The sequence below is a fragment of the Neorhizobium sp. LjRoot104 genome (assembly GCF_964253725.1).
Lineage (GTDB): Bacteria > Pseudomonadota > Alphaproteobacteria > Rhizobiales > Rhizobiaceae > Neorhizobium.
Window position 1 is genome coordinate 1,942,658 of the sequence record NZ_CAXURS020000002.1, and the last position, 14,897, is coordinate 1,957,554.

The window sequence follows — 14,897 nt, forward strand, 5'->3', positions numbered from 1 at the left end:
ATGGAAGACGACGCCCCACGCGTGTTGTCGCCAAGACAACCGCGCTTTATCGAACGATCAATCCGCGCAGCTTCGCGATCGACAGGGCTGCAACCGTGGCGGCATCGCGTAACTCACCGGACAGGATCATCGCTTCAACTTGATCAACGGAAAATGATGCCACCACCAAATCCTGCTCCTCGAGCGAGAGCCGGGATGGCCCTTGTGACAAGCCGGTGGCGAGGAATATCCGGTACGACTGATTTGCTGTGCCATAAAGTGGAAACAATTGTCCGATCCGCTCCACGCGTTCCGCGCTCAGCCCGGTTTCCTCTACAAGTTCGCCCCGTGCTAACTCTTCCGGATCGGCATCCGGATCTTCCTCCCAGGAACCCTGCGGAAACTCCCACTGTCGCTGGCCTATCGGGTAGCGGAACTGCTGAACGAGGTAAAGGCGTTCTCCGTCGAAGGGCATAATGACCGCAAAGTCCGGCTTATCGACAAAGCCGTAAATGCCGGAACTGCCATCGCGCCGGCGGATGCTGTCTTCTCTGACCTTCATCCACTTGTTTTCATAAACGACCCTGGAATCGATCGATTCAATATCTGGCTTCGCGTCGCTCATCGTTCGCCTTTTCAGAGATACCGAAGATTGAAGACCACATGACCAGCCTCCCTCTTTTATTGCAAGGGTGGGACTAAGGGATGCATCACGGGCTCGCGAGGCCGTTTTATCGTTTGTGGCTATCGATCCCGATCTGGTGATTGCACAAATGGGAAGCGGCGTCGGCGAAAGTGGAGACTCCTGCGGATCCCTTTATAAGTCTACCGGAGGTTACCTCGGTAGAAAAACAAGACCAATGTGAGAGTGATGATTCCGATCAATGCTAAGACAAGGACCTGCCTTGGCGATGCCCGGTCTCGATACGACAAAGCCGCCGCGCAGGCGCAGGCCGACCAAACGCCTGTGACAATGACCAGCAGCCACGAATATAAAAACCGACCAAGATCGTAGCCTCCACCGCCGATTGATGGTCCGGATGCCGTGTCGATCTGTGCGCCGATCAGTATGATTACCGGCATGGCGAGTGCCGACAACCATACACCTACCGTTTTGTTTTTCATCAGCAATAGCCCTGATCTGGTGCGAGCCTGTTTATGTGAGGTCGATGTCCTCGACCCGTCGGCTTAATAGCTGATCTAGCTACTTATCTTGGCTAACTTCAGATATGTGAGCGCAAAAAAGGGCCGGAGACTATGTCTCACGGCCCAGGATTTTTCTTCGACAGCGGAGGGAGGAGAACCACGTCGATAAGTTGAGAGTTCCAGACTATGGTTAGCGAACCATTTCAGACGCGATCAGTGGACTGAACGAGCTCTTGCCGCAATTGATCGACCTTCGCGCCGGCCCACTGGCGGGCATCGTCGCCGAAGATGAGCCGCGATGGCGTCTCGGCGTTCGTCGATACGGGTAAGCGCGATGCTGGCGTCGAAAGCCGGCCGCATCAGGGTTGTCATGCTGATTTTGGCGATTTCGTAAGCCATTGAAATCATGGTAAATGATTTACTAAACGATATCGATATTAAGGTTCCTCACATCGTATGATTGGCGGTTGGTCTGCTAACCATCGATAACCAACGTTTATCGAAAGTTAATCGTACACCATTGTTGTACGTGCTTCAGCGGGGTGGTACAGATGCGTTAACAGCAATTTCAGAGGTCGCCATGCCCAAGACCAACTACAAGATTAGCGAAGCCCGCAAGAATTTCGCAGAAGTTCTCGAACGCGCCAACCGGGGTGAGGAAATCATTATTATGCGCGGCAACGAAGTGTATGCCCGCATTGGTCCGGCGGCCGACGGCGGCAAACGTCCCTTTGGACTGCTTCGTCACCGTGGTCTGCCCGATAACCTGTTCGATACCACCGATGCCGAGCAGGCGGCCATCGACGCTGGCGATTGGAATGACGATACCGGCGTCTGGCAAGGCAAATCAAATGGTAGCGAAAGCACCCAATGAAAGTCCTGCTCGATAGCCACGCCGTCTACTGGTGGACGATCGGCAGTGATCGCCTGTCCACGAAGGCACGATTGCTGATCGAGGACAAAGCCAACTCTGTCCTCGTCAGCGCCGTCACATTCTACGAGCTCGACAACAAGATGCGCCTGAACAAGCTCAACCTCAATCCACAGGAACTACGAGCCGCCGTCACAGCCAGCGGGCTGCAGTCCCTTGCCATAACGGATCTGCATGCCGAGCTTGCAGCCGCGTTCGATTGGGATCACCGCGATCCGTGGGATCGAATTCTCGCCGCGCAGGCGCGGCTGGAGCATTGCACATTCGTCTCGACTGACCTGGCGTTCGATGCGATTCTGCATCAGCGGGTCTGGTAGGGGGAGGGACTGATGAAGATCTTCGCGGAACCTGTCGAGGCAGCGGAGCGGCTTGAGGAACTCATCTCTCTCGCCTAGCGCGACGACGAGGTAATCATTTGCCGAGAAGGAGTACCGATTGCGGTGTTCACGGCCGTGCAGGAGGATTTCGATCGTAGCAGCGACAGGCTCTTGAAACTGATGGCTAAAGGAAGACCCGCGGCTAACAGACAAACGTCTAACCACGATGCATTTTATGAAGAGAACGGGCTTCCGAAATGAGCAGCTCGGCACCACGTTCGATCGAAAAGCGCACCGAGACCTTTAACACGATCGCGGCGGTGCTGTCGTTTGAGCGTCGCGACGAACTCGCCGAGATGCTGACCGATCAAGATGTCGAGGCTCTACGTCACCTTGTCAACGAGGGCATGAGCAAAAACACCTTGCGTGCGCTGACCTCCGACCTAGCCTATCTGCAAGCTTGGTCGCTAGCCACGACCGGTGCTTCCCTCGCCTGGCCAGCGCCCGAAGTTCTACTGCTGCAATTTGTCGCCCACCATCTGTGGCAACCCGAACAGCGCGTCATCGATCCTCACCACGGTATGCCCGCCGCTGTCGAGCAGAGCCTGCGTGAGCAACGCCTCCTTCACTCGCCTGGACCGCATGCGCCCGACACGGGGCGCCGGCGGCTTGCCAGCTGGTCCACGCTGACGAAATGGCGCGGCCTGACCGGCGTCTTCTCCTCGCCTTCGCTGAAATCCGCGATACGCCTCGCTGTCCGCGCGACGCCGCGCCCAAGGAAACGCAAGAGCACCAAGGCGGTCACCGGTGACGTCCTTGCCAAGATGCTCGCGACCTGCAGCACGGACAGCTTGCGTGACATCCGCGACCGGGCAATCCTGATGGTCGCCTTTGCCTCCGGCGGCCGCCGTCGAAATGAGATTGCCGGGCTGCGGAAAGAGCAGCTCACAGTCGAGCCGCCAACCGCCGTCGAAGGCGGCCCTCCCCTCCTCTCTCTCGCCATCCATCTCGGCCGCACCAAAACCTCCGGCTCGGAGCACGATGAGGTCGTTTATCTGACCGGCCGACCCGTGATCGCGCTCAATGCCTGGCTCGCGGCTGCCGAGATCGATAGCGGAAGCATCTTTCGAAAGATTGATCGTTGGGGCAACGTATCGAAGCGGGCACTGGAGCCGAGCGCGGTCAATGCGATCGTCAAGCGGCGGGCGGAAATGGCCGGGCTGGAGCCGGCAGATTTTTCTGCTCATGGCCTGCGATCCGGGTATCTGACCGAGGCTGCCAACCGGGGCATCCCCCTCCCTGAAGCCATGGAGCAATCGCGCCATCGATCTGTCCAGCAGGCATCGACCTACTATAACAATACTACCCAACGCAGCGGCTGTGCGGCTCGGCTGCTGTAAGTCATGCCTCAAGGAGACTTCGCTTGTCGCCCTCACCGTCTTGGCTGCTATCTACCTGGCAGAAGTCATACGCGGCGGTCTCCAGGGCTTCCGCCGGCGTGCGCGGCGATCATCCGGAGATCTATCGGGGCTGAAGTTTTCTGCCACTCGCTTCGTGCTGGCCTCGCGTCGTCTGCCGAGGTCAATGAGCGTTACGTCCAGAAACAGCTCGGCCATGCCTGATGAGCCGTTGGCGTTCGCGGCTTCCCTTAAGGAATGCCAACGCGAAGCATTATTCTAGCGGGAAGAGCTACATCGACCTCGTAAGCTTGTGGGCCTTGTGGCCGACTGAATGCCATGCCTGAAGCGGCCCAGGATATCAGCCCGCAAGGGCCGGACGGCACAGATGCCACCGAGAGCTTCGCTGTCTCCGCTGCACTACTGGTGCCGGTGGCACGGCGGCGCCTCAGCGGTCATCATGTTAGCCAAGATGACCACGTACTCATCCGCGGCGTCGGCGAGGATCAGTGCGATTTCTTGCCGGCCGAGCCCTTCCTGTTGAAGGCGCTCGATCATCTCCAACATCGCGGCTTCGACTCTGAAGCGGTGCTCAGGTGGAGCTTCGTATGTTTCATCGGGCGTGGGATTTCGCGGGTCCATGATTTTAGCTCCCCATGTTAGGGGAGCATCGCACACCCTCTGCCGTCCGCAAGCAAATGCTTAATTAACGGTTAACGAGAGTTTTGCGGCTGTTATACAACAGCCATCCTTAGCTGATGGACTATGCATCAAAATCCGATAGTTCGCCCAGACACTTCGTGATATTTCATTCTCGGTCGACCATTCGGCATCGGAAGTCGTTGAGCAAGGTTGGAAACCCACTATTGCTCTCGATTTACCACGGCGATCGTGCTCGCACTCCCTGCAATGTCCGTAGACATCTCCGGTTTCGCTCTCTCGAAAGAGAAAGAGCCGGCCGTTGTGACAGCTCGGAGACCTACCTGCACCATCGCGCCCCGTCCTTCTGCCGCTGCATGCCTGCATAGCATCAGCGAACCGAGCAACACTCGAAACCTTCCACCCACGCTAGAAAAGGCTCTGGGTCAGAAACTGCGCTGTAGGGGCAGGAGCTAGCATCGCCTCGGTGCTTCGCCGCTTGCGTGCCGCGCTCGAACGCAACGGATAGCACTTCCTCAATATCTAATGGCGATCCGCCATATTCACGGTCGATGTATGCGGTGAAAATCTCTTTGCAGCGGGCATCCAACAATATGTATTCTCCAATCTTACCATCGAGAAGTTATTCGATCTGTTGAATGACATTGTCCGCGATGGACCTGTACTGCATATGAACAGGGGAGGCAGGCCCGGTTGAAGGGATCAGGCTATGATCGCTCCAGGGACTTTTGAGCACCGATGGTGCCGGAACCCAATGCCGTTCCAAGAATTATTGCGATGCCGGAACATGTGCAGTTTCGAAGGTGACAAAATGCGCATCATTGATGATTGGCTGGAGGACTGGATTTCAGAGCGAACGAACGTCTTGGCAGATGACGTGGTTACCCTCTCAGGTCACCTGCGACAGTCGGCGCTCGACGAAGGTTACTCCCTGAAGAATCTGGAGCGCGCCAGCAGCGGCGACGTAGACCGGTTCGTTCGACGCGCCGTCGTTAATCACCTGATTGCGCAGTCCGATATTGCGCCAGTCACGCCACCCTCCCTCATTATACTAGCATCACAAACAGCTTCGTCCGGCGTCATGCTTGACGAATTCACGAACCCAGTTGAGAGCATTTCCGTTAGTCCCAGATGACGAATGAAGGCGGAGCTATTGGAAGCAGCGGATATAACCCGGGACCTAAGCATCGTGCTGAAGTGGGGGCGGAACCCGATCGACCGGACCTGAGAGCCAGGCAGTGGCGCCGCGAAAGACCTCAAACACAAAAAAAACGCAGGCGGATGGGGCTACGGGGACAACAGTTACAGAGGAACGCCAGATATTTCTCACGGGACAACGGGCCCGTAACCAGACCAGACAATCATGTTTTTCCAAAAGCCTTTGTTCCGGATGGCAATTGGCAAGTCTCCGCCGAGTGTGACCCGCAGCAATGGCGAACAAAGGCCAAGTCGGAGCGGCGGGGCTTCTCGATGACCTTGCCGAAATGACGGCCGGGAAGAAAAGACACACCAACGACTACTCTCGCGACTTGATGGTAGAGCTAATGCGCGCCGCGAATGCGGTTGACAAGCTCCGCGGCGAACGAGCTCGCGCCTACTCAACCAAGCGATAACGCGATCCGCGGATATGCGGGAGGTGATCGGGATACCGGATACCCGGACGGCGGGCGACGTGGTCATCGACTTGTATAGGACAGCTGTGGCATTGGGCTTGGGCAATTGATCGCCTGATCATTAGATCAAGATCGCGCGGCTCTCGATGCGGCTGGCATCGGGACCCGCGTATCGTGCTGGATACCGGGACAGAAAATCCAGACGACCTGAAATGAAAAACGGGGTGAGCCGCGTCAGCGGTATACCTCAGTATATAAGCCAATCCTCGCAACGCGGCCCCCTTCGCAGGAGGTACTAACATTTATCAGTACGTCGCGGGTCTTTACAGTAACCGGTGTTTTGCCCCCATTGTATGCTGTCGCCTGCCCCCAGCGTGGTCATGCCGTTTTCATGTCCTTGAAACCGGCGCGCATCTCAGGTCGGTCTGCCGGCAGCCTAGGCTGGCGACCCTTTCCCCGCTGGGCAGTTACGGCATCCATATAGATGCGGGATCCGTTCCTTGGCCATTTCATCGTTTCCATCACTCGTGCTGCCCTTTCATATGCTCATGCTTAGAATGCCCTTCAGCAGTGTCAAAGGCAGAGTATGCCGTTCGCGTCGCCGGCGAGAAAGTGAAATCGCGAGGACCCTTCACGGTCGTCGGGGAAATGGGTTTCCAAGGTCGTGTTTTTCTTGGAACGAAATTCTTTGGCTGAGGTTTGGGAGCATTGGCAAGTCGCCATCAACCAGGAGGAAATCCATGCTGAAGATTATTTCGGTATCGCTAGTGACCATCGGTCTCGCCGCCGGTGGCGCTTTCGCCCAATCGGCATCGAACCCAGGCTCGAGCAACCAGCAAAACCAGTCCACCGATTCTGGAAAGCCCGATCCAGGTCCGATGCATCCGCCGCAGAAGATGGATAATACCGTCACGAATTCGACGCGCACCAATTGCGCTCCCAATCTCGCAACAAAGGGCTCCGCGACGACTCCGAATAAGGATGGCCAGGCTTCCACAGCTGTTGAAGGCGCCGCTGGCACCAACACCAATGGTCAGTCTTCGGGCTGCTAATCTAATGACTTAAAAGGCCGGCCCAATGCCGGCCTTTTGTTGGAACGAATTCAACTTCACACGGGTCGGAGCCGGCGGTCAAGGCGAGTCTGATTATCGGTTCGGTCTGCCTGGGCTATTGGAAACCGGCCCTTCTCGGAGGTGCATGTCTCCGGCAAGATGGCCAGTTAATGACTTCCCAACTGGTAAAGCTATGTTTAGTAATGTTTGGATACTATTGGCGCTCCAGGGGCAGTCTCATGATTACCGAGCATGTCAGGTTTGCACCAAGCGCTCCGCTACAACCTGAAGAGTTGGATTTGCTCCAGCGAGTGTTCGATGTGACATGCGCCGAAGTCGGCATTGAAAAAAAGAGCCTGCAAGCCGAAGGATTGGCGGCGACTCTGCTGAAGCTCTTTCAGAGCGGCATGCGCGATGAAAAGGAACTCACCGCGGCGGTGGCGAAAATCGAGTTCATCTGACGAATATTGCGGCTCGATCCGAATGCTTATCGGGGAGTGGTGATCATCCGGGCTTCTTCCCTGTCTTCTGGTCACGCCCAAGGCATTCCCGCTGTGTCCAAACGCCTCCGCAGACGCGGGCGACGCCGAGCTAATACATCAGCTGCGCGAGGTAATCCGCCGCGCGGTGCGGGCGGTTCAGCTTTTTGAACCTGCTGTATCGCGCCGGGTTAAGGGCCTTTATCCTGGAAGACCGAGGCAGGCCCTTGCTTGCAACCGCTGCTTTCAGAGATTAGCCAAGGCGCGCATCAGCACCTCGAAGCCAGTCGGCTACAAGATACATTGCCGCATACTTAAATTAAGCCTCACTCAAGCAGCGATAACTAATGGACGTTTCGAAACCCGGAGGAATTCGAGACGCATGGCTTACGAGTGGGATATTGAACGATACCTGGAAGCGCAGGATCGGAAGCGTAGCACGTCGGTCACGCTACTCTCAATTCTGCTGATACATTACTTTCTGTTCTTCTAATCAACCGTTGCAAAGATGCACTCGACTCTCCTGCCCACCAGTGTTTCACTCTTGGGCAGTGAGGTGTGAGGGATCAAGCAATGGTCTATGATTGGGACGACCGCCGCGCACGACGGAGCAATCTTTTCAAAATGCTATCGGCCGTGGCGGCGGGTGGCATCGTAGCTGCAGTGCCGGTATGGTTTGTCGTTGAGGCAATCAGCCGTTGATCTTCAGTCTGGCCAGTCGATCGACAAGATGCCCCCCTTACGGCCAGTAAGCCGGAGTGAGCGGCGAAGTCTGAGGGGATCGGGTCCATGCACTTCAGAACGCAAGCGGCGAAAAGATGCCCGGCCTTGTGAGCTAAGGCCGCATAGCCGAAACGAAGACCGGGGGCGCATCCATGGGTACCCGTCAATGTTGGAAGCTACGACCGCATTCTGCTTGTAAGGCCAGTTCTCGCAGCACCACCGCACGCTGTCGTCGAGCGCGGCGAACAGGAAAGTCGTGCCGTTACGGACATAGGTATGGGTACGCCGTTCGCCGACAACCCGACGCCATTGCAGTGCCTGGATTTGCGATTTCTCATCCACGCATAGCACGACTGCCCGCCCCGGCGGCCAAATGTAAAGGCCGACTATGTCCTGGGCTTTATCGACGAACAAGTTCGGCCGACTAGATTACCGATACATCTGCACAGTGCTGACCAACCCCAGGTCCACCATCGGGGTTCCTTTGCCTTTTCAGGCCTGCTTTCCCGATAAACCGGCCCGCGTGAGGCGACGGCGCAAAACGATGGACGTTTCGGTAAGCTGCCCTAGGTAGGGCGGCTACACTGGAGGCCCGATCATGGACTACGTCTATGCGCCGGCTCTCATGGGCGCCTCGATGATTATCGGAATTGCCCTTATCTATCTCGCATTGAAGTAGATGAGGGAAGCTAGATCATTTGGACCTGTGGATTACTCTGAAAAGCTGATTTGCCCATTGCGAGCGACCGGCATTTTATGTTCGGTGGCTGGGGGGAGAACTAGCCGGGGAAGAGCAGTGCCTAAAACAGCCAGTGACCGCCAAGAGCTTGAACATCAGGTTCGGATGTTCACCGAGGTCATCAAGGATATGAAAGCCAGGCAGTCCAAAGCTGGACATTGTCAGCGAGTCGCCGACTACGAGCAGATCGTCGCCGAGCTCCAGGGAGTTCTTGCTGCGATGCTCCCGATGCGTCTTCACTAGATCGCCGGAGCTTTGGATATTCATGTCAGTTGGCTGTCCAGGAGGAGATGAAGATGCACAGCACCCCGAACCAACGGCACGAATTTGTGTTCTATACCTGCCAGACCGCTGGCCCCGGCTGCCTAATCGTTGGCGCGATGTGGTTGGCCATGAACTCAGAGCCGGTAGCAGCGAAAGAGTGGGGTGAGCGGCTCTAGCCGTTATCGTTAAATTCTGCTCGCTGCGTTTCTGATGCGTGGCCCAGCCAACCCAATCCGGCTGAATCGGTCTCGAGCATTCCGCCGACAGGCTGTCGCTCCGATGATAGAGCGGCGTACCGCCCACGGACCACAGGGCATTTTGAAGCCCTTCGGCTAAAGCGACAAAGCTCTCCCCGCCGAGAATGACATGGGCATGTTCGAAGCCCGACCAGACAAGCCGGAAGTGATAGAACAGGTGATCAAGTGGCTGGCCGGCGACCGTCACACCAAGACCGCTGGCATCGGTAAAATCCGAAAGGCCCAGCCGGCCTGGCTCGTGCATCTGGCGGAAGATGACCTCCTGCGCTTCGCCATGGACAGCACGCCACGACCGAATGCGTCGCTCAAGCGTACGGCGGATACCTTCAGAAAGCTCTGGATGTCGGCGCAGCATCTCGTTGTAGACAGCGACAGCACGGATGCCGGGTGCGGTCTTCAGGAGCGGGATGACTTCTGTCTCGAATATCGGCTCCAGAGGATCGGGGCGGCGACGACCGCGGGGCGCCTTGCTCTGAGATGGGAGCTGCGTCTCCTTGTCGAGACGGTAGGCCGTAGCCCGGCTGATCGACGCTTTTGCCGCGGCGACCTCTACGGAATGTGTTTGTCGGTACTTCATGAAGAGTCTCATCTGATGATCGGTTACATGGCGACCCGGCACAAACTGGTTCTCCAATCCAGAAAACCGCAAATGTACCGAACCGACCGCGATCTTGAGACGCCGAAATCTGCGCCACGCCGGGGTATGACTACGATCGGGCTACGCCCTCACTCCGTCACACCCCGGCGCGAGTCTCATCCTGATTGACGCTGAATCTCACCGAGATTGCCGCTACGCACCTCCCCTTATGTGACGGTGGACCCATCACCACGTGCATACCCCAACGCCACCGAACGCTTGACAGAGTTCGTGGTTCTTGTGGCGTTGATGGGTGCAGGCCTCAAGATTGACCGCCGGTTCTCATTCAAAGGGTGGGGAACCACTTGGCGGCTGTTGTTGATCACGATGCCGATGAGCATAATCGCGATGACGTTCATCGGCACGACGATCCTCGGTCTAAGTGCTGTGGCCGCGCTGCTGTTGGCAGCAAGCCTCGCGCCCACCGATCCTGTTCTTGCAGCCGACATCCAGGTTGCGGGGCCACAGGAAGGGGGTGAAGACACTGTTCGCTTCGCGTTGACGTCAGAGGCAGGCCTGAACGACGGCTTTGCGTTTCCTTTCGTGCATCTGGCGATCGTTTTAAGCCTTGCGGCCACAACAGGAGAACCGTGGTTCGCCCGTTGGCTGACCCTGAATGTGGTCTGGGAGACAGCTGCCGGCATTGGCTGCGGATGGCTTGTCGGCCGTGTGTTTGGTTGGGCAACCTTCAAGATGCCCGGCGATACGCTGGCGAAGACAGGCGACGGATTGGTGGCCATCGCCGCAACCCTCGTATCGTATGGCGTGTCCGAGCTGCTGCATTGCTATGGCTTCCTCGCGGTCTTCGTTACCGCGTTGACACTGCGCAACTCCCATCGCGACCACGATTTCCAGCGCGACATGCACGACATCACCGAGCAGATCGAGCGCATCGCGATGATGCTCCTGCTGCTCGCTTTTGGCGGCGCTATCATCAATGGATTGCTGTCCGGCATCGGCTGGATAGAGATTGTCGCGGTCGTGCTCATATTGCTGGTCGTTCGACCTGTAACCGGCTTGCTTGCCCTTATTGGAGTCCGCGCGACGCTCACCGAGAAAATCACCATCGCCTACTTCGGCATCCGGGGTGTTGGTTCATTCTATTATCTCGCCTATGGTCTCAATCACGGGCGGTTCGAGGACGGCGACCGATTGTGGGTCATCCTCTCGCTCGTCGTCTTCGTCTCGATCCTAATGCACGGGCTCACGGTGACGCCGGCGATGCGTTGGCTGGATCGGCGGCACGGCCGGAAAGCTGACTGAAATCAGTCGAGCCAGGCAACACCGCCTACAATCGCTTTCGGAATAACACGACGCGCGGCATCGTAAACGTAACGGAGGAGAAGCCAGCGAAAGCGTGGTAGATGTCGCTGTGACTTGAAGCGCTTCATGATCCGCTCTCGTTACCGGATTGGCTGGCGAGAAATCTCGACCGATTAATCAGCCCTTTGTGGGAGTGATCCTCGACACCCGTTATGATCTCTCGCTTTGCTGCGCAGTACAGGCGCAGCTTGTCGCTGATCATCGCCCGAGGCGGCCGCCCTGGCCGTTCACGAGCATGCGCATCAGGCGCTTGGCGGCCTTGTATTTCGGCGGCTTTGAACGAGACCTCCAAGACGAGGTTGTCCTGATCGACTGCGCGCCACAGCCGATGCTTTGTGCCACGGATTGAAACGACGGCTTCATCGAGAGGCCACTTGTCCCCAAGCCGACGACGACCATCTTCGGAAATTTTACAGCCTTCCGACCGCGCGCGTCGCCGGCGTGAGGTTATCGCGATGGTCAAGAACGCGGAGGCGACGATCGCGGTTGGCGACGCTGTCGCGAGTGCCGCGCTGAGATAGAGCTGGTCGCGGCCGTCGAGCGATCGGGGCGATTGGGCGCACGACTCGTGATCGCTAGAGATCACCCAGCTCTTGTCGGCACCTGCTGCAATGTCGTCATCAGAATGCCCTCTTCCGTTTCAGACCTCTGGGCCTGCCGGCAGCAGCTTTCCTCCCCCGCATGCAAGAGTTTTATGTCGGTGGATGGTGCGGAGCGGTATCCTTCTGCAGCAACGGCTTTCCAGTCTCGTGTAAATCCGGGCTGCCAGGCCGCGGACTTTCGAGATCGCTGAAACCCACTGCAAAAGGCGACCAACCCCTGGCTCGCGGCTGTCACGGCCAGGCGTGAAGGGCGTTTTGGCTTGACGCATCGACCTGACTGAAGCGGCGGAGATCGAGGCGGTAGCGGGCCGGAGATTGCCCCTGCAGCGATTTGAAGAACCGGCTGAACTGAGCGGCACCGGCAAAGCCCAGGACACCGGCGACCTGCCCCAGTGACAGGGGAGAGCTCGCGAGATAAGTGCGGGCCTCCATCAGCTGCCGTTCGCGGATGAGCCGTGCGGGCGGCCGGCCATAGGCGCGCAGGCAAATGTCGTTCAGCCGGTCGCGCGAAATACCGAGTTCCCGGGCATAGCGGGAAACCGTCCAGTGCTTGCGGAAATGGCTTTCGACCAACGCGGTGAACTGGCTGGAAAGCGCCTTGGGCGCTCCGGGCTGCACGCCTTCGCCGTGACCGGCCGGCAGGTTGCGATGGAGGTGGACGAGCAGAATATGCAGCAGCGATTCCACCACAGCCGCCGACATCGGGCCGGGGCGCAGGGTTTCGGCCAATATGCCGGTAAAGCAGGCGGCGACGGCATCGCTTGCACTGTTGCCGGCACCCAGCCGCATGAACGAGGACCGCTCCACCATGAAGCGCAGCTGGGATGCTTCCGCCCGGCGCTGCAGGACACGGTCCAGGGTCGAAGCCCCCAGTAGCAGATGGGTCCCCTGCGCGCCCGCACCCAGTTCCAGCCGCATGCCGTCCCGCCACGGTATCCAGCCCATGACCGGACCGGCCAGGGGAAGTACCAGTTCATCCCCGTCGCGCAGAGCCGCTTCGCCCTTTTCGAGGATCAGCGCCCGGAAGTTTTCGGCGTCGCCGAGACCCGCGCGACCAAGTACACGCGTCTGCAGCGCTGCCCTGAACCGCTCTGCGCGAACAGGCGCCTCGGGCCGCGGGGCGGGGTTGGGAGAAGGTCGTTTACGATCGGGCACCTAGAATCCCACAGCAAGGAAATACATTCCCACAAAACGTCATTTACTCTGCGGCGATGTCAATCAAAATACGGCTCGCAACCTGAAAAAAACAAACAAGATGGGCTGCGGGAGGATCAACGAACGGTCGTTTGGGAGGACGCATGTTCGTAGCTAGGGGTATCGTCGGTGGAGTTTCCGTTTCCGCGCTGGATGAGCGCAGTTACGAACGCCGCGACATGGCATCGGGGACAGTGTTGACGCAGGCCGCGGCCTTCGGTGCGGCGGAAGCGGAAGCCGCCGCCGATGCCGCCGCCGGAGCCTTTCCGGCATGGTCCGGCCTTCGACCGCAGGAGCGTTCGGCGCTGCTCCTGCGCGGCGCGGACCTGCTGATGGAACGTCTCGAGAGCTTGTGCGTGATCGCTCACCTCGAGGTCGGCGCAACTCCCGAATGGGTCCGCTTCAATGTCGAGGTTGCCCAGGCGACCCTGCGTCAGGCTGCGAGCCTCGTCGATGTCATCCGCGACGACGACGTGGAAGGCGGGCCGCCGGGCGTCCGCTACCGCCTGATACGCCGGCCGGCCGGCGTAATCCTGGGACTTGCGCCCTGGAACGCCCCGGTGGCCCTGGCTGTCCGGGCGGTTGCAGCGCCGATGGCGCTTGGCAACACCGTGGTGCTGAAGGGCTCGGAGCTTTGCCCCAAGGTGCATGAGACCGTGGCACAGATCCTGATCGACGCGGGCCTTCCGGACGGCGTGCTGAACTATGTGAGCAGCGCACCCGAGGATGCCCATGACGTGGTCGAGGCACTGATTGCCCACCCGGCCGTGCGGCGCGTGAACTTCACCGGCTCGACCCGGGTCGGCAGGCAGATCGCCGAGATGGCGGCGCGACATCTCAAGCGTTGCCTGCTGGAGCTCTCCGGCAAGGCATCGTCGGTCGTGCTCGCTGATGCGGATCTGGATGGAGCCGCCAGGGCCGTGGCCCATGGCGCTTTCTTCAACCAGGGCCAGGTCTGCATGTCGACAGACCGGATCATCGTCGAGGACAGCATGGCCGACGGCTTCATTGCCCGGCTGAAAGTGGAGGCCGACCGCCTGTGCGGCGATCCGGCGACCGGCCAGCCGCTCTACGGCCACGTCATCAGTCCCGAGGCGGCGGCGCGCCTCCACGGTCTGGTCGATGATGCCCTGGCCAAGGGTGCGGTGCTGGTCACGGGCGGCAAGAACGCCGGCACGCTGATGCAGCCGACCATACTCGACCATGTCGCCTACGGCATGCGGATCTATGAGGAAGAGACCTTCGGCCCGGTGGTCGGCGTGGTTCGGGTGGCGGATGCCGACGAGGCGGTGACCGTCGCCAACGACACGGAATACGGCCTGACGGCTGCCGTCTTCGGGGCTGACTTGCTGCGCGCAAGGAAAATCGCGCGGCGGATAGAGGTCGGGGCGGTGCATATCAACGGGACGACCGTCTGCGACGATCCGACGATGCCCTACGGGGGCGTGAAGGCAAGCGGCTACGGCCGCTTTGGCGGGAGGGCGGTGATCGAGGAGTTCACCGAAATCCAGTGGATGACGGAACGGGACCTGCCCGACCATGTCGGATGAGCCCGTCACACGGACTTAACATGCAACAACGGGA

13 protein-coding genes and 3 pseudogenes are annotated in these 14,897 nt (G+C 58.8%); 9 read left to right on the forward strand and 7 right to left on the reverse strand.

Going from position 1 to position 14,897, the window contains the following annotated elements; genetic code table 11:
- Positions 1–46: 46 nt before the first annotated feature.
- Both ACSQ8R_RS31480 and ACSQ8R_RS31485 read right to left on the reverse strand, forming a co-directional pair.
- A complete protein-coding gene (locus ACSQ8R_RS31480) occupies positions 47–604 on the reverse strand; it encodes an NUDIX domain-containing protein (protein ID WP_436257217.1) in 558 nt (185 codons plus the stop codon).
- A 200-nt stretch (positions 605–804) separates the two neighbouring features.
- Entirely contained in the window at positions 805–1,104 is a 300-nt protein-coding gene (locus ACSQ8R_RS31485; protein WP_436257218.1) for a hypothetical protein, read from the reverse strand.
- Positions 1,105–1,705: 601 nt separating this feature from the next.
- Between ACSQ8R_RS31485 and ACSQ8R_RS31490 the strand changes: the two genes are divergently transcribed.
- The 4 genes and pseudogenes from ACSQ8R_RS31490 to ACSQ8R_RS31505 all read left to right on the forward strand — a co-directional run.
- Positions 1,706–1,999 (forward strand): type II toxin-antitoxin system Phd/YefM family antitoxin, encoded by a 294-nt coding sequence (locus ACSQ8R_RS31490; protein WP_436257219.1) that lies wholly within the window; start codon positions 1,706–1,708, stop codon positions 1,997–1,999.
- Positions 1,996–2,373, forward strand: a complete 378-nt coding sequence (locus tag ACSQ8R_RS31495; protein WP_436257220.1) for a type II toxin-antitoxin system VapC family toxin — start codon at positions 1,996–1,998, stop codon at positions 2,371–2,373. Before ACSQ8R_RS31490 ends, ACSQ8R_RS31495 begins: the two co-directional genes overlap by 4 nt.
- 257 nt (positions 2,374–2,630) lie before the next feature.
- Positions 2,631–3,773 (forward strand): site-specific integrase, encoded by a 1,143-nt coding sequence (locus ACSQ8R_RS31500; protein ID WP_436257221.1) that lies wholly within the window; start codon positions 2,631–2,633, stop codon positions 3,771–3,773.
- Between the two features lie 89 nt (positions 3,774–3,862).
- Positions 3,863–3,992: pseudogene (locus ACSQ8R_RS31505) on the forward strand (integrase); the annotation flags it as partial.
- 198 nt (positions 3,993–4,190) lie between these two features.
- Here ACSQ8R_RS31505 and ACSQ8R_RS31510 read toward each other — a convergent pair.
- A complete protein-coding gene (locus tag ACSQ8R_RS31510) occupies positions 4,191–4,412 on the reverse strand; it encodes a hypothetical protein (protein ID WP_436257222.1) in 222 nt (73 codons plus the stop codon).
- A gap of 829 nt (positions 4,413–5,241) precedes the next feature.
- On the opposite strand from ACSQ8R_RS31510, the gene ACSQ8R_RS31515 reads away from it, so the two are divergent.
- The 3 genes from ACSQ8R_RS31515 (at position 5,242) to ACSQ8R_RS31525 (ending at position 7,556) form a co-directional block, all read left to right on the forward strand.
- Entirely contained in the window at positions 5,242–5,565 is a 324-nt protein-coding gene (locus ACSQ8R_RS31515) for a hypothetical protein (RefSeq protein WP_436257223.1), read from the forward strand.
- 1,218 nt (positions 5,566–6,783) lie between these two features.
- Complete coding sequence (locus ACSQ8R_RS31520; RefSeq protein ID WP_436257224.1) at positions 6,784–7,095, forward strand: hypothetical protein; 312 nt, start codon at positions 6,784–6,786, stop codon at positions 7,093–7,095.
- Positions 7,096–7,334: 239 nt separating this feature from the next.
- Entirely contained in the window at positions 7,335–7,556 is a 222-nt protein-coding gene (locus ACSQ8R_RS31525; RefSeq protein WP_436257225.1) for a hypothetical protein, read from the forward strand.
- A gap of 972 nt (positions 7,557–8,528) precedes the next feature.
- Here the strand turns inward: ACSQ8R_RS31525 and ACSQ8R_RS31530 are convergent.
- Positions 8,529–8,711 (reverse strand): annotated as a pseudogene (locus ACSQ8R_RS31530) (IS630 family transposase); the annotation flags it as partial.
- Positions 8,712–9,558: 847 nt separating this feature from the next.
- A pseudogene (locus ACSQ8R_RS31535) lies at positions 9,559–10,176 on the reverse strand (IS21 family transposase); the annotation flags it as partial.
- A 237-nt stretch (positions 10,177–10,413) separates the two neighbouring features.
- Between ACSQ8R_RS31535 and ACSQ8R_RS31540 the strand changes: the two are divergent.
- Positions 10,414–11,457, forward strand: coding sequence for a cation:proton antiporter (locus ACSQ8R_RS31540; protein ID WP_436257226.1), 1,044 nt, complete (start codon positions 10,414–10,416; stop codon positions 11,455–11,457).
- Between the two features lie 124 nt (positions 11,458–11,581).
- Here ACSQ8R_RS31540 and ACSQ8R_RS31545 read toward each other — a convergent pair whose 3' ends face one another.
- Together ACSQ8R_RS31545 and ACSQ8R_RS31550 are read right to left on the reverse strand one after the other, a co-directional pair.
- Positions 11,582–12,103 carry a DDE-type integrase/transposase/recombinase gene (locus ACSQ8R_RS31545; protein ID WP_436257227.1) on the reverse strand — a complete coding sequence of 174 codons (522 nt, stop codon included), beginning with the start codon at positions 12,101–12,103 and terminating at the stop codon, positions 11,582–11,584.
- A gap of 247 nt (positions 12,104–12,350) precedes the next feature.
- Positions 12,351–13,274: a helix-turn-helix domain-containing protein gene (locus ACSQ8R_RS31550; RefSeq protein ID WP_436257228.1), complete on the reverse strand. Its 924-nt coding sequence runs from the start codon at positions 13,272–13,274 to the stop codon at positions 12,351–12,353.
- Between the two features lie 143 nt (positions 13,275–13,417).
- On the opposite strand from ACSQ8R_RS31550, the gene ACSQ8R_RS31555 reads away from it, so the two are divergent.
- Positions 13,418–14,863, forward strand: coding sequence for an aldehyde dehydrogenase family protein (locus ACSQ8R_RS31555; RefSeq protein ID WP_436257229.1), 1,446 nt, complete (start codon positions 13,418–13,420; stop codon positions 14,861–14,863).
- Positions 14,864–14,897: the final 34 nt, after the last annotated feature.